The following is a 20,617-nucleotide window of genomic DNA, read 5'->3' as shown; positions in this document are numbered from 1 at the left end:
GCTGCCCCGAGCGGGAGCTTCGCGGATTTACACGCAAGATCAGGAAAGATGGAAGTGGTTTCACGTCATGAAGAAGAAGCATGAAATCATGATTCATGAAATCATGACCTGTTGTTTCTTGAGGCTGCCGTCCGCCTGCCGAAGGCCGGGCCCGGCATCAGCCCTGCTTGACCTCGGCGGTGGTGCCGGCGCGGCGCTTCAGCCGGTGCACCGCATGCTGGCCGCCGCCGGTGGCGCGGACCGAATAGAAATAGGCGCTGTCGTCGGTCCAGTACCGGCCCTCGCCGTCGACCATCACCGTGCTGCTGTGGATGTCGGCCGGATAGACGGTCAGGCGCGGTGCCGCCTCCGCCGTGAAGCCGGCCAGATGCACGGCAGCGAGCGCCGCCTGGTCGAGGAACCAGACCGGCAGGCCGCGGTCGAGGAAGTGGCGGATGTAGCGCCGGGTCAGGTCGAGGAAGCGCAGCGCTCCCGCGGTCGGCCGGATGTGCAGCACATCGGCATAGAGCAGGCTCCAGATGTCCAGCCGCTTCAGCGCATGGCTCATCATGCCCAGGTCGGACCGGGCGGAGGTCGCCAGCAGCGGGTTCAGGTCGCGGATGGCCAGCAGGTCGACGTCCAGCATCAGCACCGGCCGCCGCCAGCGGACCAGCAGGTCGGGCAGCACCAGGAAGCGGCTGCAGGCGTAATAGGTCTTGGCATTGCCGCCCAGCGGCGACAGGTCGATGGTCTCGCGCAGGATGATGAAGCGGTCGGCGCCGTGGGCGGCGGCCAGGGCCGCCACCGTCGCCTCGGCCTCGGCATCGGGGTTAACCAGATGCAGGGCGATGGCGCAGTCGAGCCCGCTGTCCTCGGCGATGGAGCGCACCATGGTCGGCAGGAACTTGCGCGCATAGACCGCGTCGCAGCAGGCATAGACCACCAGCGGCCGGGCGGCGGCCCCGGCGCCCTCCTGGATGGTGGCGCGGATGCCGGCGGGCGGCGGCGCCTCGCGAAGGGACTGGAGGAAGGCGGGATCGGTGCGGGTGACGGCGTCGCGTCCGCCATGGCGTTCGGCCGCCTGGGCGAACAGGGCGTCGGCCTCCTCCAGCCGCTGCTGTTCGGCGCACAGGCAGGCCAGCCGGCTCAGCGTGAAGGACACCTCCGGATACAGTTCCAGCGCCCGGCGATAGGCCCGCTCGGCCCGCAGCGCCTGCCCGTCGCGGCGCAGCGCGTTGCCCAGCGCCACCAGCCCGACACAGTCCTCCCGTCCCTGGAAGCGGGCGACGTCGCCGGCCTCGCCGAGATGGGTCAGCAACTGCCAAAGGTTGGACCGGCGGGTCGGATCCTGGGGCGCCAGCCGCCAGGCGGCGAGCGCATGGACGGCCGCCGCCGCCATGTCGTGGCTGACCAGAATCCTGGCGAGCGCGTCATGCGCCGCCGGCGCCTGCCGGCCGGTGGGAGCCTGCTCCAGCAGCCGGAGGCAGAGCGTCCTGGCGGTCTCGCGGTCCCCCGCCCGTTCGGCGTCGAGCGCGGCCTGAAGGGCGGCCTGAAGGGTGGCGTCGGAGGCTGGGCGTGGCATGGCGCGGACCGGTCGGCACAAGGGGACGCGCTTCATCCCATGGCGCCCCGCCGCTGGCAAGCCGAGTCGCAACCGATCATCCTGCGGAATGCGGCGTTTGGTGGGAAAGGGCAAGCCAAAGGCTTAGCCTGCCGCTCCGCATTGCAGGAAATGCGGGGTGCGCGAAGCGGAAACCTGGCCGTGGAGCGAGAACGAGCTTGAATAAATGGGCAAATATCATCAAGTGTTTGTATGGACCCGGGAAAGGGTTCCAGCCGAAACTGTGCCGTGCCGGTTCATTCCGGCGCGGCACTTTTATAATTCACCGTCCAAACAACGCCCTGTGCGAATCCTCCCCGACCCGGTCTTGGAAATGGAACTGCGCATGCGGCGGCCAGCGTGGGAGTCCGAGACGCCGTGAGCATCGCTGATGGCCTCAAGATCGCCTTCGATGTCCATCTCTCCGGGGATCTTGAACGGGCGGAAGAGTTCTATCGCGCCATCCTCCGGGTCAGCCCAGGCAATCCGATGGCGGCGACGCTGCTGGGGCTGATCCGCTCCCAGCGGACAATGGTTCGCCAGAGCAAGCACAAGACGCTTGCGCTCCTGCGCGACCGGGGCTTCCGTCCCGCCACCGTGATCGATGTCGGCGCCCAGACCGGCACTCCGCCGCTTTACGAGGTTTTTCCCGACTCCCACCATGTGCTGATCGAACCGGTGGTCGAGAACGAGTCCGCCCTGCAGGCCCTGTGCGGGCAACTGCGCAGCGCCGAGTACCGCATCGCCGCCGTCACCAGCCGGGATGGCATGGTCCCGCTGGCGGTTTCCGATAATCGGCTCTACTCCTTCGTCGTTCCGGAGGGCGCGGATGCCCAACCGGACCTGCGCAGCGTGCCCGGCGTCTCGCTCGACACCCTGTGTGCCGAAGGCCGCTATGCCGGGCCGATGCTGGTGAAGATCGATGTCGATGGTCTGGAGTTGGAGGTGCTGGCCGGCGCCGTCACCCTGATGCGGCCGGACGCCGTCTTCGTGATCGAGGCGACGGTGGCCGGCAACGATGCTCGCCTGCCTCGCATCATCGACGCCATGGCGCCTTACGGTTTCCAGGTCTGGGACATCGTCGATCCCCTCTACCGTCCCGGTGACGAGCGGATGTGGCAGGTCGATCTGGTGATGGTCCACCGCGACAGCCCCTACGCTCCCCTTTAGAGCGGATCGCGTAGAATCGGAATCGATTTGAAGCGTGAAGCCAACCCTATCCGGTCTTATCCGGCGGCGCGCTCGCGCAGGGCGCGCTCCAGGCGGTCCATGGCGCCGTCCCAGGAACCGGGGCGGTCCTGCCGGAACAGGCGCATGGTGGGATACCAGGGACTGTCCTCGCGGTCGAGCATCCAGCGCCAGTCGGGGGCGAAGGGGACCAGCACCCAGACCGGGATGCCGAGGGCGCCGGCGAGATGGGCGACGGAGGTGTCGACGCAGACCACCAGATCGAGGCCGGCCATGATGGCGGCGGTGTCGGCGAAATCCCTGATGTCGGGCGACAGGTTCAGCAGGGGGAAGCCGCCGGGCGGGGTCGCCGCCTGTGCTTCGGTCGGCCCCTTCTGGATGGAAACCAGGCTGACGCCGGGGATGCCGGCCAGCCGGGCGAAGGGGGCCAGCCCGATGGAGCGGTTGCGGTCGTTGCCGTGGGTCGGCGATCCCGCCCAGACGATGCCCACCTTCAGCCCGCCCACCTCCTTCAGCCGCTCGCCCCAGCGCGCCGCCAGTTCGGGCTCCGCCGACAGGTAGGGAACGCGGGACGGAACGGTTTCCAGCCGGGTGCCGAACAGCGCCGGCAGGCTCAGCACGGGGATCTGCACATCGAAGTCGGGCAGCGGCCCGCCGGTCTCCACCGCGATGGTGCCGGGCAGGCGGCGCAGCAGCGGCAGCAATGCCTGCTGGCACTCCAGATAGATCGGCTGTCCGCCGGACGTTCCACCGGTTGCCTGTGCCAGCAGCGGCAGATAGCGGACGAACTGCAGCACGTCGCCGAAGCCCTGCTCCCAATAGACCAGCAGCCGCCGCCCCTTCAGCGGCGACCCGTCCCAGCGCGGCTGGACGAAACTGCGTTGCGGCGAGGGCAGGCGGCCATGCTTCCAGCGCCATTCATAGCTGCGCCATCCTTGGACGAAATCGCCCAGCAGCAGCCGGACCAGGGATTGGTTCCAATGGGCGCCGGCAAAGTCGGGAGCCAGTTGGGTCGCCCGCCGGAAGGCCAGCAGAGCCTCCCAGAAGGCGCCCTTGTCCTTCACCGTGGACCCCAAATTGCTGTAGGCCCCGGCATGTTGCGGGTTCAGCGCGATGGCGCGGCGGAACAGCGCCGCCGCCTCGTCCAGCCGGTGGGCTATGCGCAGCATGGCGCCGTGGTTGTTGGTGATCTCCGCATCGTCGGGCGCCAGGGCGAAGGCGCAGCCGAAGGCGTCGCTGGCTTCCTCGGGCCGTTTCAGCCGTTCCAACAGGATGCCCAGTTCGTTGAGCAGGGCCGGCTGGTCGGGTTTCAGCCGGATCGCGGCGCGGTAGGCACGCACCCCCTCCTCCGGCCGGCCGAGCCGGATCAGCAGCGCCCCCAGGTTCATCCAGCCGTTCAGCGAGTTCGGCGTCAGGCTCAGGGCGCGGCGGAACAGCGCCGCCGCCTCGGCGTCTTGGCCGGCATCGGCGCGCAGAAGCCCCAGATTGTTGACGGCAGGGGCGAACTGGGGATCGGCGGCAATGATTTCGCCGTACAGCCGGGCGGCCTCCCCGGTCTTGCCGCTCTGCTGGAACCCGAGCGCGGTGGCGAAGGCTTGCTGGATGTGCATGGAATACCGCATCGCCCCGGTTGAGGAACTGGCCGCCGATCGCATCGGAACAGGCGGGATCAGTAGCAGAGATGGCCGGCGCTGCAAAGGACGGGCGACGGCCGGAACAGGCGGGGCGGCAGGTGGGGCCGGTTGACCGCTTGCATCGCCGCCGCTCACCGCCCATCAATGGCGCTCGTCGAACGGGGAGTGTGGCGGGCGGCATGGCGCGGCTTCTGCTGATCAATTACGAATTTCCGCCGCTGGGCGGCGGGGCGGCCAACGCCACCGACAACACCGCGCGCGAACTGGCCGCCTTGGGCGAGGAGGTGCTGGTGCTGACCTCCGCCTTCGGCGGCCTGCCGCGGGTGGAGCGCCGGGCCGACGGGGTGGAGATCCGCCGCATCCCCACCCTGCGCCGCCGCCGCGACCGCAGTTCGGTGGTGGAGATGCTGGCCTTCCTCGCCAGTTCGCTGGTGATGGCGCCCTGGATCGCCGCCCGCTGGCGCCCGGACGCCACCATCGCCTATTTCGGCCTGCCCTGCGGCCCGGCGGCCTGGATGGTCAAGGCGCTGTCCGGCGTGCCCTATGTCGTCAGCCTGCGCGGCGGCGACGTGCCGGGCTTCCAGTATGACGGCATCTCGCTCTACCACCGTCTGGCCGGGCCGGTGATCGGCTGGCTGTGGCGCCGCTCCTCGGCCGTCGTCGCCAACAGCGAGGGGCTGGCCGAGCTCGCCCGCCGCTTCGCCCCCGACCAGCCGGTCGCCATCATCCCCAACGGCGTCGATGCCGCCCGCTTCTCGCCCCCTGACATGGCGACCGCCGGCGACCGCCTGTCGCTGCTGTTCGTCGGCCGGGTGGTGCGGCAGAAGGGGCTGGACGTGCTGTTCGAGGCGCTCGCCAGCCTGCCCGCCGGAACGCGCGGCGGCATCGGCCTGACCATCGTCGGGGACGGCCCCGCCCGCCCGGAACTGGAGGCCCAGGCCGCCCGGCTCGGCCTGTCGGATCGCATCGCCTTCCGCGGCTGGCTCGGCCGCGACGAACTGCCGGCCGCCTACCGCGCCGCCGACGCCTTCGTCTTCCCGTCCCGCGACGAAGGCATGCCCAACGTGGTGCTGGAGGCGATGGCCGCCGGCCTCCCCGTGGTGGCGACCCGCATCGCCGGCAACCGCGATCTGGTGGTGGAGGGGGAGACCGGCCTGATGCTGGACGCCGACGACACCCCGGCGCTTGCCTCGGCACTGGCCCGCCTGGCCGAAGATGCGCCCTTGCGCCGCCGCCTGGGCGACGGCGGACGCCGCCGGGTGGTCGAGCATTTCTCCTGGCGCGCCGTCGCCGCCGCCTATCGCGACCTGTCGCTCGCCGGCCGCACCGCGGCGGGACGGGTCCGGCCGGCCCAGGCGGAATGAGGGGGGCGGAATGAGGGGGGCGGAGTGAGGGGCATCGCTTGACGTCCTGTTGACATCCGGCGGCTTTCGGGAGCGTATGGCGGCGCGGCAGATCGGGTCGGACAGCAAGGGATCGGACAGCGTGGCGGAACCGGTGAAGACGGCGGAAGGCGGGGACGGCACCCCGGCCGGGACATCCGCCCTGGCCTTCGATTTCGGCGAGAACTGGGACCATTACTCGCGCACCGTGCTGGACGAGCCGCGGCTGGTGGCGGCCATCGACAGCCTGAAGGGGCTGGTCGGGACCGACCGGCTGAAGGATGCCAGCTTCTGCGACGTCGGCTCCGGCTCCGGCCTGTTCACCATCGCCGCCGGCAAGCTGGGCGTCGGCCGCGCACTGGGCTTCGACGTCAACCCCACCGGGGTCGAGGTGGCGCGCCGCAACCTGGGCCGCTTCGCGCCCGAGTTGGCCGACCGCATCGAGTTCCGCCGAGGTTCGGCGCTGGACAGCGGCTTCGTCGGCTCGCTCGGCCGCTTCGACGTGGTCTATGCCTGGGGCTCGCTGCACCACACCGGTTCCATGTGGCCGGCGATCGAGACGGTGGCCCCGCTGGTGGCGCCGGGCGGCACCTTCGTGCTGGCGCTCTACAACCGCCACTGGACATCGCCGATCTGGACCCTGATCAAGATCGTCTACAATCTGTCGCCGGGCTTCCTTCGGAAGCTCTGGGACTGGACGCTGGGCTCGCTGATGTTCCTGGCGACCTGGGCGATCACCGGCTCCAACCCGTTGCGCAAGGAGCGCGGCATGGAGTTCTGGGTGGACGTCACCGACTGGCTCGGCGGCTACCCCTACGAATATGCCAGTGCCGACGAGGTGCGGGCGCGGATGGACGCGCTCGGCTTCGACATGCTGGAGGTCCGCCCGCCGCGCGTGCCGACGGGCTGCAACGAATTCATCCTGCGCCGGAGGCCCGCATGAGCGACGACGCATTCAAGTCCGCCAACACTCCCCTCGCCGCCCCCTTGCCGGCCGCTGCGGCCGATCACCCCGGCGGCGTCGATTACGACGACAGCTGGGAGCGGCGCTGGAACGACATGCGCAAATACGGCCCGACCGGCCGGCATCTGCGCCGCATCGTCACCGAGATGGTGCGCCCGCTGGATTACGACAGTCTGCTCGACGTCGGCTGCGGCCAGGGCTCGCTGCTCGCCACGCTGATGCCGCTGAAGCCGCAGGCCAGCTACACCGGCCTCGATTTCGCCGCCAAGGCCATCGACGTCGCCCGCCGCCGCGCCCCGAACGCCGAGTTCGGTTTGCTCGACGTCGCCGCCGGCCATCTCGACCGCCGCTTCGACCTGGTGGTCTGCACCGACGTGGTCGAGCACATCGAGGACGATGTCGCCGCCCTGCGCAACCTCGCCGCCATGACCGGCCGCTACCTGCTGGTTTCCACTCTGCAGGGGCGGATGCGCGATTTCGAGCGCACGGTCGGCCATCACCGCAACTATGCCCGCGGCGAGTTGCAGGCCAAGATCCAGTCGGTCGGGCTGGAGATCGAGCGGGTGGTGGAATGGGGCTTCCCCTTCTTCTCGCCGCTCTACCGCAACGTGCTGGGCGCCGCCAGCGGCCAGGGCACGGAAGGCGACTACGGTCCCGGCCGCCGGCTCATCGCCGAGGCGCTGTATCACCTGTTCCGCCTGAACTCCTGGTCGCATGGCGACTACATCTACGTGCTGGCCCGCCGCCCGGGGGCGTGAGGATTCCCCCCTCTCCCGCCTCTCGCACAAACTTCGTTTGTGCTGGCGGCGCCAGGCGGATCGAAGATCCGCCGGGAGCCTCGGGAGAGGGAGCAATCCCTTCACATCACGTCATGACTTCATGAAAAGGCATCTTTAAATGCGTCCCGGCGTGAAAGCCCTGATCAGCGCGCTGCTGGTCGCCCTGCTGCTGTGGCGGGTCGACGTGGCGGAGGTCGGGCGGGTGCTGGCGATGGCGTCGCCGGGGCTGATGGCGCTCGCCGGGCTGCTGTTCTTCCTGATGCATGTGCTGAACGCGCTGAAGCTGCGGGTGCTGCTGCCGGAACTGCGGGCGGGGCGGCTGCTCGCCTACACGCTGGTGGCGCAGCTCTACGCGCTGGTGCTGCCGGGCCAGCTGGCGGGGGAGGCGGTGAAGGCCTACCGGCTCAGCCGCGACGAAGGGCGGGAAGAGGGCGACGGCGGCCGCATCGTCTCGGCCGTCGCCTTCGACAAGGTGACGGGGGTTGCCGGGCTGCTGCTGCTGACCGGCGGCGGTCTGGCGGTGGAATCGGCGCGCTTCGGCGACGGGTTGCTGGCCGCGGTCGGGCTGGTGCTGTCCGGGCTGGCCGCGGCGACCGTGCTGCTGGCCTGGGCGCCGGCCCGCGCCCTGCTGCTGGCTCTGCTCGGCTGGCGGGCCGGGCCGAAGCGCGAAGCCTGGCTCCTCGGGCCGTTGCGCCGCTTCCTGGACGCCTGGCGCGACCAGACACGCCGGCCTGGGCGGGCATTGTTGTCGATCACCGGCGGGATCGCGGTCCAGCTTGCGGCGGTCGCCGGCAGTCAGGCCCTGGGGCTGGCGGTCGGCATCGACCAGCCCTTTTCGGTGTGGTGCGCCGTGATCGGACTGATGTCGGTGATCGTGCTGATGCCGGTCACCCTCGCCGGCATCGGCCTGCGCGAGGCGTCGCTGGTCGGCCTGCTCGATCTGGTCGGCGTGCCCCACGCCCAGTCGCTGGCGCTGGGATTCGGCATCCTCGCCTTCCAGGTGATGGTGGCCCTGCTGGGCGCCGTCATCGACCTGACGGTTTTGCGGGAGCAGCGGGCATCGTCCTGACCCGGATGCCGCCGCTTCTCCCCGGGACCTCGGGCTTCCGATCGAACCGTTTGGTTGAGGATGGCGGGAGAGCAGGGGGTGCCTAAGCGCAGGCTTTGGGCAATGGTTTTCTCGAAGACACTACGCTACTCTTTTTGCAGAAAGAGCCAAACGTCACTCTCTTTCACTCAAATGGTTTGTCGATGTGTTCAATGTATTCTGCATGATTGCTCATGAATTTCAGTGACCGGCAGATAAAATATTTCACAAACCTCTTCATGCGGTTGGAAAAATGGCGAAGATCATAAAAAACGTTGTCTGCGTTGCTACACTCAAGGACATTCACGTCTGGATCCACGCATCGCACGCCATTGCCCGGCACATCAAGGCTGAACGTTACGTTGTCGTCACTCCCGAAAAGTATGCTCCCATCTTCAAGGCGGTGAGCAACCCCCGTTTCGAGGTGGTCTCCGAAACCGTGGCGGTTCCCGACATTGATCTGGACTATGTCGCCGAGCGGATGCCGGAAGGGTGCCGCTCCCGGGCTGGCTGGTATTATCAGCAAATCCTGAAAATCGGCAGCCTCCTGCACCTGCCCTCCGCTCCGGACGATGTGCTGCTTCTCTGGGATGCCGACACGATCCCCTTGGGTGATCTGAATTTGATCCAGGACGACAATCTCGTCTATTTCAAGGGAAGCGAACACCACCTTCCCTATTTCCAGACCATCCGGACCCTGACCGGCTTGGAAAAGCGCGTGGCTTTCAGCTTCATCGCCCAGTGCTTTCCCATCTTCCGGGAGTGGCTCGACGAGTTCGTCGCGCTCGTCGAGAACAGGCACGGGAAGCGCTGGTACGACGCGATCCTGTCCGCGACCGACCTGTCCGAATTCTCCGGCTTCAGCGAATACGAAACGCTGGGGACCTTCCTCGCCAACACCCGGCCAGAACGCCTCTATGTCAACCACACGGCTTGGGAGCGCTTCGGCAACCGGATCTGCCCGGTCGAGCGCGTTCGTACGGACGCTGCGGGAACGGGATATGCCTTCGTGTCCTATGAATCCTGGGCACCTGCCCGGCTCCCCGCGGACAGGCGGCAATTGCCGATGCCGAAGGACGAACAGGGTTTCCTCGACCTCTTCTTCAACAGGATGACGGGCTCCCGCGGTGTGATCCAGATCGGCACCAACGATGGCATGATGGAGGATCCGCTTCACCGGTACCTGTCCGACGAGCGGCACAACGCCGTTTCCGCCGTGCTGATCGAGCCGCTGGGCTCTTATTTCGAGAATGTGTCCAGGCTTCACGCCGCCCGGCCGAACACGCTGATGCTGAAGATGGCGGCGGGCACGAAAGAGGCCGAGAGGAAATTCTACCACATCCTCCCGGAGATCGCCGATGAGATGAATGGCGACGGGCCGCCGAACAATTGGGCGCACGGGCAGGGCAGCTTCTTCCGCGAAAGCATCGAATTCTGGATCCGGCAGAACCAATTCCGCGGCGAGGCCTATCGGGCGAACATCGGCCGCTATCTTGCCGCCATCCACGAAACCGTCGTCAATGTCATGCCGCTGCGTTCCCTCGCGTTGGGCGGGATCGACAATCTGCTGATCGTGATCGACGTGCAGGGGGCGGAGTTCGACGTTCTTCTGGGCGTTGACTGGCGCAGGCGCCCGAACTGGCTGATCTTCGAGCAGGATATCGCCGTGGTTGGGCTGATCGAGGAATTTCTGACCGCGCTTGGCTATGTCTACATCTGCGGCACCAGCAATCCTGTCTGGGGGCTGGCGGAGGCACCGGTCGAGTTCGCGGGGTGAAAGGAACGTCCACCGGAACAGGTACTCCCCTCCTTATCGTTAACGGATGGGTGATTGCTGCAAGGAATGGCGCCCGATTGAGCGCCCATCCCCGATCTTCCGCCCAATTAGCCGTTGCGCTTGCGGGATCCAGCCGCCATACCATGGCCCGGCATCGCCCTACAGATGACCACGCAGCCTCCGGACCCGTTCGATGACCCTCCTGCTTACCCCCGGATCCGCCGCCATGGACACCGGCACGGTTTCCGTCTCGGTCCTGATCCCGGTCTACAACGAGGAGGATAACATCGCCCCTCTGTGCGGCCGGCTGATCCCGGCGCTCGACGGGCTGGGGCGCAGCTTCGAGATCATCTTCGTCAATGACGGCTCCACCGACGGGACCGAGGCGGAACTGCAGCGCGTGTCGTCCGACCGCCGCATCCGCGTCATCAACTTCCGCCGCAACGTCGGCCAGACCGCGGCGATGATGGCCGGCATCGACCATGCCCGCGGCGACGTCATCGTGCCGATGGACGGCGACCTGCAGAACGACCCGCAGGACATCGCCGGCCTGCTCGCCAAGCTGGACGAGGGGTACGACGTGGTGTCGGGCTGGCGCGCCGACCGGCAGGACGGCTTCCTGCTGCGCACGCTGCCGAGCAAGATGGCCAACAAGCTGATCTCGACCATTTCCGGCGTGAAGCTGAACGACTACGGCTGCACGCTGAAGGCCTACCGGCGCCAGATGCTGCAGGGCTACCGGCTCTATGGCGAGATGCACCGCTTCGTGCCGATCTACGCCCGCTGGCAGGGCGCCAAGCTGACCGAGATACCGGTGCGCCACCACCCGCGCCGCCACGGCAAGTCCAAATACGGGCTGGAGCGGGTGCTGAAGGTCGTGCTCGACCTCGTTGTCGTGAAGTTCCTGACCCAGTACGAGACCAAGCCGATCTACATCTTCGGCTTCGCCGGCCTGATGTTCATGGGGCTGTCCTTCCTGGCCGGCATCTACGCCATCTACCTGAAGCTGGTCGACGGCATCTCCTTCATCATGACGCCGCTGCCGCTGCTGGTGACGATGGGTCTGGTCACCGGCGTGATGTGCATCCTGATGGGGCTGCTGGCCGAACTGCTGGTCCGCATCTATTTCGAGAGCCAGGGCAAGAGCCACTATTCCATCAAGACCATGCTGAACTTCGACGAGCCCCCCCCCCCGGATCGCAGCCTCCGCGACTGACGGCGCCCACAAGGAAGCCGATAAGGAAAAGGCCCCGCACCGTTCCCGGTGCGGGGCCTTCCGTTTGTCAGGGCGTCGCCGCCGCCCCGCCGGGGGGAGTCAGCTCCTTCAGCCCGCCGTCATGGCCCAGCACGAACAGCCGCACCCGCTGGCCGGCCAGTTCGGGCGGAATAGGCAGGCTGAAGCCGCTGTCGGTCATCCGCCCGTCCTTCAGCACGGCGGCGACGTCGGGCCGCGCACCGCCGGTCGGCGCGGTCGCCACGATGCGGTCGCCCACCCCCAGCAGGACGAAGGCGGCCGGCGCCGGCACTGCCGCATCGACCGCCCAGCCGAGCGCGGCCAGCGAGCCGGAGGGAAGCCGCACGACGCGGTCGAGCGAGCCGAGCAAACCGCCCCCGAGCAAACCGCCCTCGAGCAAACCGGCGTCGCGCGGCGGGGCCTCCAGCCGCAGCCGTGCCGACGCCTCGTCCAACTGGCCGGCCCGCAGCAGGGCGGCCAGCGTCGCCCGCTCCGGCCGGCTTGCCGTATCGGCCAGGATCGACTGCACGAAGCCGGCCTTCAGCTCGTAGGCGGCCTGGAGGAAGGGCGCGATGTTGCGCGGGGAGGCGGAGGGGCAGACCAGCGGCCGGCTCCAGTCCATCCCGGCGGGCGTACGGATCGAGTCCAGGTGGGTGGCGACGCAGCGCTCCGCCGCGGCATCGCGCTCGGCCATCATGCGGTTGAGGCCGGCGACGCTCCAATGCCGCCAGAAGGCATCCGTCCCGGCGCCATGGCCGACGGCGAGCACCGCCGCCAGCACCACGCCGGCGGCGGTGCCGGTGCCCAACCCCGTTCCCGTCCGGCGGCCCAGCAGCAGCGTCCAGCCGGCGACGGCGGCGGGGAAGGCCAGCAGCACCGGATAGGCGTAGCGCGGGATGGTGCCGCAGCGCATGGCGTTGGCGATGCCCTCGCCGCACAGCCCGGCCCGGCCCAGCCCGGTGGTCATGGTGACGATCACCGTCCCGGCGATCAGCCCGGAAATGGCAAGCGCGGCGCTGCGGTTCTCCCGCCCGGCGCGGCCCAGCAGCAGCCCCGCCGCCGGGATGAGGCAGAGCGCCAGGGCCGCCGCCCCCGCCGCCAGCGACAGCGGCGCTCCCACCGCCTCCACCGGCAGCCCGGCGGCGGTGGCGAAGGCGCCCAGCAGGAAGGCCCAGAAGCCGCCGTGCCAGGGCAGCACCAGCGGCTGGCCGGTGTGGTTGGCGTAGGAGCCGCTGAAGGTCATCCACAGCATCGCCGCGGTCAGCAGCAGCCCGCCGCCGACCGCCACCAGCGTCCGGCCGTCCGTCAGCTGGCCGCCCAGCCGTTCCCGCCAGCCTCCGCCCGGGCTCACATCCTGGCGCAGGGCCAGCACCGCCCCGGCTCCCGCCGCCCCCAGGGCATAGCTGGCGCCGAACACCCCGGTGGAGCCGAAGGCCAGCAGGAACAGCGTCGCCGGCACCAGCCGTCCGCGGGCAAGCGTGTGGAGGAACAGGAACAGGCAGGTGAAGAAGATCGGCTGGGCCAGCCCCATGTGCTGGTAATAGAAATACTCGTTGTTCAGCGTGCCGGTCAGGAACAGACCGGCCGCCGCCACCGGCACCGCATCCCAGGCCGTCCGCACGCAGTCCCGCAGCAGGACCAGCGCGTAAGCGGCGAGCATGGCGGCGAAGGCCAGCCAGCCGACCAGCCGGAAGGCGAGGAAATCGACGCCGATGGCCTGCCACAGCCCATGGGTCAGCAGCTTGAAGAACGGGGCGACATGGTCGCTGTCCTTGGCGAAGATCGAATGGAAGGTCAGCGGCTGCTGCACGCCCTGGGCGGCGCCGAAGAAATAGCCCCAGTCGTCCCAATAGGGCAGGCCGGTGCTGGCATGCATGTTCATGCCGAACTGGTAGGCGACGATCAGCCCCCCCAGCCCCAGCAGCAGCCCGACCAGGATGCGGGCGGATGACGAGGCGCGGCCGGCGGGACCATCGGAGCGGGCAGCATCGTGCATGTCCGCCCCCCCCAGCGTCCCGCTCTCACGCGTTTGGGGGAACGGGCGATCCAGACTGTCTAAGCTCATCGAAACGCGCTCCCGGAGCGGCGGAAACCCCTGCCTTTAGGCATGGGGACAGCCGAGCCATCGCCACAGGCGGAATGGTTTTGGACGTTAGACAGGTCCATGCCATCTAATTCCACATGGTTGATTATCGGTCGAACAACAACGTCGTCTATTCGTGCAGGTACCATGCAATCTGGTGCCCAAAGTACCGTCGCCCGGTGTTGGTCGATCCGATAGGCGGGCGGCTGAAGGAGATCGTCGCTGGCGTGTGCAAAGAGACGGGCGCCGAGTTGGTCGAAATGGAAGTGATGCCAGACCACGTGCATTTGCTTGTCGGCTGCGACCCGCAATTCGGCATTCATCGGCTGGTGAAAGCGATCAAGGGCCGGTCGTCCCGCTTGCTGCGGGGCGAGTTCCCCCAACTCAAGTCGCGGCTTCCGAGCTTGTGGACCAACAGCTATTTCGTCTGCACGGTCGGCGGCGCTCCGCTCGACGTAATCAAGCGGTACATCGAAAACCAAAAGAGCGTCTGACCCATGCAGAACCGAGGCTACAAATTCCGGCTGTATGCGACCGCTGAACAGGAAACCATGTTCGGTCAGTACGCTGGCGTTTGCCGCCTCGTTTACAATCTCGGCCTGGAGCAACGCCGCGATTGGTGGCGCCAGTTCAAGGCCAACACCGGAATTGCGATCAGCTATCCATCGCAGGCTCGCGAGTTGACCGCGCTTCGCGCCGAGTTCGACTGGATCGCCGCCGTGTCGATCATCTGCCAGCAACAGGCGCTCCGCGATCTCGACAAGGCGTTCGGCAACTTCTTCGCCGGCAGGGCCGATTACCCGACACCACGCAAGCGGGGCATGAACGATGCTTTCCGGTTCAGCGGGCGCGATTGCCAGTGGCGCAAGCTGAATGCCAAATGGGCGGTGGTGAAACTGCCCAAGATCGGCGAGGTGAAGTTTCGGCTGACCCGCGACATTCCCGGCACGGTCAAGAACGTCACCGTGACCAGCGATGCATTGGGCTGGCACGTCGTGTTCTCGACCGAGGTTGAACACACCGCGCCTCCGAACTTTGGCCCGGCTATCGGCATCGATCGGGGCCTGGTCCACACCATCGCTCTGTCGGACGGCACATTCCGCGACATGCCGAAGGAGCAGCTGAACCTTTTGGACCGTCGGGCGCGCAAACAGGCTCGCAAGCTGGCGCGGTGCAAGCGCGGATCGAACCGTCGTCACGCTGCCCGCAAGATCCTGGCACGCACCAAAGCGAAGATCGCCCGCATCCGTTTGCATTGGAACCACGAGCGCACCACGGAGATTGCCGCCATGCACAGTGTTGTCGTGCTGGAGGCGCTGAAGACCAAGAGCATGACGGCGAGCGCGGCCGGAACGTTCGATGAGCCGGGGAGGAAGGTGCGGCAAAAGGCGGGGCTGAACCGCGCCATCCTGAACAACGCTTGGCATCAATTCGAGACCCTCCTTTCCTACAAGATCGCCGAACGTGGCGGTGAGTTGCGTAAAGTCAATCCGGCATACACGTCGCAGTGCTGCGCCGAATGCGGGACAATTGATAAAGCAAGTCGCGAGAGCCAAGCGACTTTTCGATGTGGACATTGCGGGCATACGGCACACGCCGATACCAACGCCGCCCGCAACAACCTAAGGGCTGGAACACAGCCCGCGCCGAGGTCTTCCGTTAGGAAACCGTTGAAGCGCGAACTGAAGAGAGCGACCTAGGCTGCTCTTGGAAATCCCCGGCTTCAGCCGTGGGGAAGATGTTAAGCGGCGTTTTCCATCGGTGCCGGGGTCTTGGCGGGGCGGTCCAGCGCGGTGGCGAGCGCGGTCCAGGCCCACAGCAGGCCGCGGTGGTCGGCCTGTCCGCTGCGGTGCTCGTCCCAGCGCGCGGCCAGCCAGGCGCCGTCCACCCCGATGCGCGCCGCCGTTTCCATCGGCGGCTGGGGCAGGTGGCGCAGCCAGCGGCTAAGCGGGATGCCGAAGCCCTTCTTGGGCCGCGACAGGATCGCCGGCGGCAGCAGCGGGGCCATCGCCTTCTTCAGGATCCATTTGCGGGTACCGCCCCGGATGCCGTTCGGCTGCAGCTTCACGCCGGCCGGCAGGCGGCTGACGAAGGCGACGAGGTCGCGGTCGAGGAAGGGCGAGCGCGTCTCCAGCGAACAGAACATGCTGGCGCGGTCGGCCTTGATCAGCAGGTTTTCGCCCAGATAGAAGCGGCCGTAGAACTCGATGGAGCGGTCGACGTCGTGCCGGCTGGCTCCCGACCGCCACAGGGCGTCGGCCTCGTCATACAGCTCGTCGGCGGTCAGGTCGGCGCCGAACAGCCGCGACACCTCCTCCACCGAGGCCGGACCCAGCCAGGCCGGCATCCAGTGCGCCGGCCGGTGCCCCAGCCCGCGCAACGCCCGGCGCAGCTTGAAGTCGAAGCTCATGTTGCGGTCCGAGCGCGGCAGCCGGTGGGCCACCGCCTCGGCCAGCCGGTGCAGCGGGCGCGGGACGGCATGGTGGTAGAGCCGCGCCGTGCGCAGCGCGTCGAAGGTGTCGTAGCCGGCGAACAGCTCGTCGCCGCCGTCGCCGGTCAGCGCCACGGTCACCCGTTCGCGGGCGAAGCGCGACAGCAGATGCGTCGGCAGGATCGACGGATCGGCGATCGGATCGTCCAGCCGGCCGAGCAGCTCCGGCAGCATCCCCGCCGCGGTGTCGAGGTTCAGCGTGCGGCAGGCATGGTCGGTGCCGTAATGGCGCGCGGCGTCGGCGGCATAGCCGCTCTCGTCGAAGCTCGGCTCGTCGAAGCCGATGGTGAAGGTCTTCATCGACGCCGGGTCGCGGTGCTTTGCCGCGAGCGCGACGATGGCGGCGCTGTCGATGCCGCCGGACAGGAAGAAGCCGACCGGCACGTCGCTCAGCATCCGGCGCTCCACCGCGCGGTCCAGTAGCTCGCGCAGTTCCTCCGCCCACTGGTCGGGGCCGCCCGGCGGCTGGTCGTCCACCACCATCCGGTATTCCCAGTAGCGGCTGACCGACAGGCGGCGGCTGGTCAGGTCGTAGACCATGCTGCAGCCGCCCGGAAGCTTGCGCACCGCGGCATGGGCGGTCAGCGGCGCCGGGATGAAGCCGTAGGCGAAGTACTTGACCAGGGCATTGCGGTCCAGCCCATCCGGCACCGACGGGTGCGACAGCACGGCGGTCGCCTCCGAGGCGAAGACCAGCCCGTCCGCCGTCTCGGCATAGAACAGCGGCTTCTTGCCGAAGCGGTCGCGGCCGAAGACCAGCCGGCCCCGGCGGCGGTCGTGCAGGCAGAAGGCGAACATGCCGTTCAGCCGCTCCAGCATGTCCAGGCCCCATTCCCGGTAGCCGTGCAGCAGCACCTCGGTGTCGGAATGGTCGGTGACGAACCGGTGTCCGGCCTGCTCCAGCGCGCGGCGCAGTTCGGGCGCGTTGTAGATCTCGCCGTTGTAGACGATGACGAGGTCGCCCTCCGCCGTCGCCATCGGCTGGTGGCCGCCCTCGATGTCGATGATGGCGAGGCGGCGGAAGCCCAGATGCACCGGCAAGGCGCCGCCGGTGTCGATGTGGACGCCGTCGTCGTCGGGGCCGCGATGGCGGATGATGCTGGTCATGACGGCGAGGTCGCGCTCGCCGCCGGGTCCGGCGAAGCCGGCGAAACCGCACATGGGGCTGCTCTCCCGAAGGGACTGCCGAAGGTGGCGACAGGGGCTAGGTGTAGCGTCTCGCCCGACTGGGTGCCATGGTGAAATGCCGGGGCGAATTGCTTGGGCGAATTGCTTGGGCGAATTGCTTGGGCGGAACCGGGTGCGATGACGGGCGCACCGGTGGAAAGTCTGGCTTCCGGATCCGGGTTTGGATTACAGCAGTGCGGTGGCGCGTTACCGTTCTGGTCGCGCAGGATGGGAAAGAAGCGGATGATCGACGGACCGGTGGACCTGGAGGGCGGCTTCAGCCGCATGCGGGCGTGTCGGCATGGATTGATGGTCTACAACCGCAACGACCAGTATGTCGGCCGTTCCCTCGATCTCTACGGCGAATATGCCGAGCATGAGGTGGCGGTGTTCCGCTCGGTCCTGCGACCGGGTGACGTCGCCGTCGAAGTCGGCGCCAACATCGGCGCCCAGACGCTGCCGCTGTCCCGCTTGGTCGGCCCGTCCGGCTCCGTCTTCGCCTTCGAACCGCAGGAGATGCTGTTCAACCTGCTGTCCGCGAACCTGGCACTGAACGGGGTGACGAATGTGCGGGCCCGGCGCATCGCGGTGGGCAGCGAAACCGGAACCATCCGGGTGCCGGTGCTCGACCCGCGCTGCTCCAACAATTTTGGCGCCCTCAGCCTTGGTGGCTGGGAGCATGGCGAAATGGTCCCGCTGATGACGTTGGACAGCTTCGATCTGCCGTCCTGCCGTCTGCTCAAGGCCGATGTCGAGGGCATGGAGGCGGAGGTGCTGCGTGGGGCATCCGGGTTGATCATGCGCCACCGGCCGGTGCTGTATGTCGAGAACGACCGGCGCGACCGCTCGGCCGCGCTCATCGGGTTGATCCGGTCGATGGGCTACCGCGTGTGGTGGCACACGGCCCGCTTGTTCCACCACGACAATTTCGCCGGCAATCCCACCGACGTGTTCGACGGCATCGGCGCCGTCAATCTCGTCGCTTTGCCGCCGGGCAGCGACATCCACATTCCCGATCCCGAGATCACCGACGATCATGAATGGTGGCGGTAAGGGCCGCGACTGCGGCCCCGCAGGCCGTTTGAGGGCGAACGAAGCCGATGGGTCAGGCTTTACGTTCGATGATATGAGACGGTATCCATGACCGGATCACGATCATGACCGAAGCCTTGCCGCTGGACAGGGAAAGCGGGGGGAATTCGATCAGGCAAAGTGATACGGCACTGTGAATCCGACCAAGCCTTCCAAGTGATGGCGGTGGGAAGTCTGCTTTCCTGCTTGTGAACCAATTCAGACAAAGAGGTTTTGGTGGTTATGCTTCCGTCGGATGCGCCGAGTGACCGGTTTTCTGAGATACATGAGAAGGTCAAGAGCATATTCGCGAAAGACCGTTTCAGCATCATGTCTCTGATGGGCATAAATGGGGTGATTGGTGCGCCGGGAGGCATTTGGCACGGATTCGAAACCGATGATTGGAATGTATCCGGCAGAGTAGAGTTGTCGGAAAGTTTTGCAGAAGCTGACATAATAATTGCAAATATATTTGGAGAAGATTTGGGAGGCCTGAGGGGATACCTTGAAAAGCGCGGTTTCAGAGGGTTTCTGTGTTTCTGGCTTCATGACAACCACATTGCTCATCAGCAGAACAAGAATTCTATTGTCGAAGGTGATATGTACTTCAGCTCTCATCATGGGGCCGAACACGAAGATTATCTGCTGAACGAGCGTTCTATCGCGGGGCCAATACTGCCGGCCTGCTACAGAAACCTTCCGATTGAGACCGTCGATTGCGTTATGAGAATGTATAATGAATTTCCCAGGATATCGAAGGCGGTTGCTCCCTACTTTCTGTACGATGAAACCCCAAGAACAAAATATTTGGAGGATGTGGTTCGAAAATCTCCAGAGACTGTCTGCTTCTATACAAACTCATCGGATAGAAGTGAGAAGTATTATAAGAAGCTATCCGACATGGAAAAGGCCATCAGGTGGTTTTCCTTCAAGTCGTCTATAGTTGTTCCATTGAACAGGGATCTATCCATTCGCTTCTTTGATGGTCTGATGTGGGGCCATACAGTGATCGTTCCAGATCATCTGCTTGCGTTCGACCACGTTATCGACTCCAAGGCCGCAGAGCGTCTAGGCGTGATCCGCTATGACATGAGCCAAGGTGTGGAGGCGATCAATGAAGCGGTAAGCAAGGCAATCGCCGTTTTCGATGAGGCTGGAGTCGAGGGGGTGATGGAGCGTCACAACTTCGTGATCTCAAATCACCTTTATGCTCATAGAATGCGTGGGCTTTTGACGTTCCTGATGGATTTTGCGTCTCAAAACACTGTGAATACTGTTGTCCGGACACATTCCGGCTGGGGAATGAGAGCCCGTCGCGCTGATCGGCGGCCGTTGATTTAGAGTGCGTAACAAAACCGGCCAGGAACGGTTGGTAGGGGCATGGCAGCCCCTCTTGTTTCCGACGCCTTGTGGGCGATCATCGAACCGCTGATCCCGCCGGAGCCGCCCAAGCCAAAAGGCGGACGGCCCCGGTTGGACGATCGTGCGGCGCTGACCGGCATCCTATTCGTGCTGCGCACGGGTATTCCTTGGGAGCTTCTGCCGGTGGAGATGGGCTGCGGCTCGGGGATGACCTGCTGGCGGCGTCTGCACGAGTGGCATCGGGCTGGCGTGTGGGAACGGCTGCATCGTGTGCTGCTCGACCGGCTCGGCTATGCCAACGCCATCAACTGGGATCGTGCAGCGGTGGACAGCGCCAGCGTCCCGGCAAAAAGGGGGGTGAGGAGACCGGCCCGAACCCGACGGATCGCGGCAAGCCGGGCTCCAAGCGCCACATCCTCGTCGATGCTAACGGCATCCCGCTCGCCCTGAGGATCTCGCCAGCCAACCGGCACGACAGCAAGCTGCTGGAGGCGCTGGTCGATGCCGTGCCGGCGATCCGCCAGTGTGCGGGCCGGCCCCGGCGCCGCCCGGCCAAGCTGCACGCCGACAAGGGCTACGACTTTGCACACTGCCGGCAGGCGCTGCGCCAACGAGCGATCATTCCGCGGATCGCCCGGCGTGGCGTCGAGAGCAGCGAGCGTCTTGGCCGACACCGATGGGTGGTCGAGCGTACGCTCGCTTGGTTTGCCCGCTTCCGCCGCATCGCCGTCCGCTACGAACGGCGCGCCGACATCTTCACTGCCTTTCACCATATCGCGGCCAGCCTCATCTGCTGGCGCTTCGTCCAGAGATGGTTCT

15 protein-coding genes and 1 pseudogene are annotated in these 20,617 nt (G+C 66.7%); 12 read left to right on the top strand and 4 right to left on the bottom strand.

Annotated elements, in window-relative coordinates; genetic code table 11:
* Nucleotides 1-157: 157 nt before the first annotated feature.
* The gene (locus DM194_RS26970) at nucleotides 158-1,561 is read right to left on the bottom strand and encodes a tetratricopeptide repeat protein (protein WP_111070721.1); all 1,404 of its coding nucleotides are present in this window, start codon (nucleotides 1,559-1,561) and stop codon (nucleotides 158-160) included.
* 396 nt (nucleotides 1,562-1,957) lie between these two features.
* Here DM194_RS26970 and DM194_RS26965 point away from each other — a divergent pair, with 396 nt between their 5' ends.
* Nucleotides 1,958-2,749 carry an FkbM family methyltransferase gene (locus DM194_RS26965; protein ID WP_111070720.1) on the top strand — a complete coding sequence of 264 codons (792 nt, stop codon included), beginning with the start codon at nucleotides 1,958-1,960 and terminating at the stop codon, nucleotides 2,747-2,749.
* Nucleotides 2,750-2,805: 56 nt separating this feature from the next.
* Here the strand turns inward: DM194_RS26965 and DM194_RS26960 are convergent, their stop codons facing one another.
* The gene (locus tag DM194_RS26960) at nucleotides 2,806-4,377 is read right to left on the bottom strand and encodes a tetratricopeptide repeat protein (RefSeq protein WP_111070830.1); all 1,572 of its coding nucleotides are present in this window, start codon (nucleotides 4,375-4,377) and stop codon (nucleotides 2,806-2,808) included.
* 203 nt (nucleotides 4,378-4,580) lie between these two features.
* On the opposite strand from DM194_RS26960, the gene DM194_RS26955 reads away from it, so the two are divergent.
* From DM194_RS26955 to DM194_RS26930, 6 genes are all read left to right on the top strand, one after another.
* The gene (locus tag DM194_RS26955; protein WP_111070719.1) at nucleotides 4,581-5,765 is read left to right on the top strand and encodes a glycosyltransferase family 4 protein; all 1,185 of its coding nucleotides are present in this window, start codon (nucleotides 4,581-4,583) and stop codon (nucleotides 5,763-5,765) included.
* A gap of 76 nt (nucleotides 5,766-5,841) precedes the next feature.
* Nucleotides 5,842-6,726 carry a class I SAM-dependent methyltransferase gene (locus tag DM194_RS26950; RefSeq protein WP_111070718.1) on the top strand — a complete coding sequence of 295 codons (885 nt, stop codon included), beginning with the start codon at nucleotides 5,842-5,844 and terminating at the stop codon, nucleotides 6,724-6,726.
* Nucleotides 6,723-7,505 (top strand): class I SAM-dependent methyltransferase, encoded by a 783-nt coding sequence (locus tag DM194_RS26945; RefSeq protein ID WP_111070717.1) that lies wholly within the window; start codon nucleotides 6,723-6,725, stop codon nucleotides 7,503-7,505. Before DM194_RS26950 ends, DM194_RS26945 begins: the two co-directional genes overlap by 4 nt.
* A 151-nt stretch (nucleotides 7,506-7,656) precedes the next feature.
* The gene (locus tag DM194_RS26940; RefSeq protein ID WP_246024707.1) at nucleotides 7,657-8,595 is read left to right on the top strand and encodes a lysylphosphatidylglycerol synthase transmembrane domain-containing protein; all 939 of its coding nucleotides are present in this window, start codon (nucleotides 7,657-7,659) and stop codon (nucleotides 8,593-8,595) included.
* A 271-nt stretch (nucleotides 8,596-8,866) separates the two neighbouring features.
* Nucleotides 8,867-10,390, top strand: coding sequence for a DUF6492 family protein (locus DM194_RS26935; protein WP_111070715.1), 1,524 nt, complete (start codon nucleotides 8,867-8,869; stop codon nucleotides 10,388-10,390).
* 193 nt (nucleotides 10,391-10,583) lie between these two features.
* Nucleotides 10,584-11,606 (top strand): glycosyltransferase family 2 protein, encoded by a 1,023-nt coding sequence (locus DM194_RS26930; protein ID WP_111070714.1) that lies wholly within the window; start codon nucleotides 10,584-10,586, stop codon nucleotides 11,604-11,606.
* Between the two features lie 67 nt (nucleotides 11,607-11,673).
* On the opposite strand, the gene DM194_RS26925 is transcribed toward DM194_RS26930, so the two are convergent.
* On the bottom strand, nucleotides 11,674-13,620 hold the full coding sequence (locus DM194_RS26925) for a hypothetical protein (protein ID WP_246024706.1): 1,947 nt from the start codon (nucleotides 13,618-13,620) through the stop codon (nucleotides 11,674-11,676).
* 185 nt (nucleotides 13,621-13,805) lie between these two features.
* On the opposite strand from DM194_RS26925, the gene tnpA reads away from it, so the two are divergent.
* The gene (gene tnpA, locus DM194_RS26920) at nucleotides 13,806-14,201 is read left to right on the top strand and encodes an IS200/IS605 family transposase (protein ID WP_111070712.1); all 396 of its coding nucleotides are present in this window, start codon (nucleotides 13,806-13,808) and stop codon (nucleotides 14,199-14,201) included.
* A 3-nt stretch (nucleotides 14,202-14,204) separates the two neighbouring features.
* Nucleotides 14,205-15,407, top strand: a complete 1,203-nt coding sequence (locus DM194_RS26915) for an RNA-guided endonuclease InsQ/TnpB family protein (protein WP_111070711.1) — start codon at nucleotides 14,205-14,207, stop codon at nucleotides 15,405-15,407.
* Nucleotides 15,408-15,448: 41 nt separating this feature from the next.
* On the opposite strand, the gene asnB is transcribed toward DM194_RS26915, so the two are convergent.
* A complete protein-coding gene (gene asnB / locus DM194_RS26910; protein ID WP_111070710.1) occupies nucleotides 15,449-17,359 on the bottom strand; it encodes an asparagine synthase (glutamine-hydrolyzing) in 1,911 nt (636 codons plus the stop codon).
* Between the two features lie 249 nt (nucleotides 17,360-17,608).
* Between asnB and DM194_RS26905 the strand changes: the two genes are divergently transcribed.
* The 3 genes and pseudogenes from DM194_RS26905 to DM194_RS26895 all read left to right on the top strand — a co-directional run.
* On the top strand, nucleotides 17,609-18,418 hold the full coding sequence (locus DM194_RS26905; RefSeq protein WP_162630195.1) for an FkbM family methyltransferase: 810 nt from the start codon (nucleotides 17,609-17,611) through the stop codon (nucleotides 18,416-18,418).
* A gap of 261 nt (nucleotides 18,419-18,679) precedes the next feature.
* Nucleotides 18,680-19,777 carry a hypothetical protein gene (locus DM194_RS28355; RefSeq protein WP_162630194.1) on the top strand — a complete coding sequence of 366 codons (1,098 nt, stop codon included), beginning with the start codon at nucleotides 18,680-18,682 and terminating at the stop codon, nucleotides 19,775-19,777.
* A gap of 39 nt (nucleotides 19,778-19,816) precedes the next feature.
* A pseudogene (locus DM194_RS26895) lies at nucleotides 19,817-20,535 on the top strand (IS5 family transposase); the annotation flags it as partial.
* Nucleotides 20,536-20,617: the final 82 nt, after the last annotated feature.

The sequence above is a fragment of the Azospirillum ramasamyi genome, from assembly GCF_003233655.1.
In the GTDB taxonomy this organism is placed as follows: domain Bacteria; phylum Pseudomonadota; class Alphaproteobacteria; order Azospirillales; family Azospirillaceae; genus Azospirillum; species Azospirillum ramasamyi.
The sequence above is the reverse complement of the archived record's forward strand: the minus strand, read 5'-3'. Positions and strand labels throughout refer to the sequence as shown.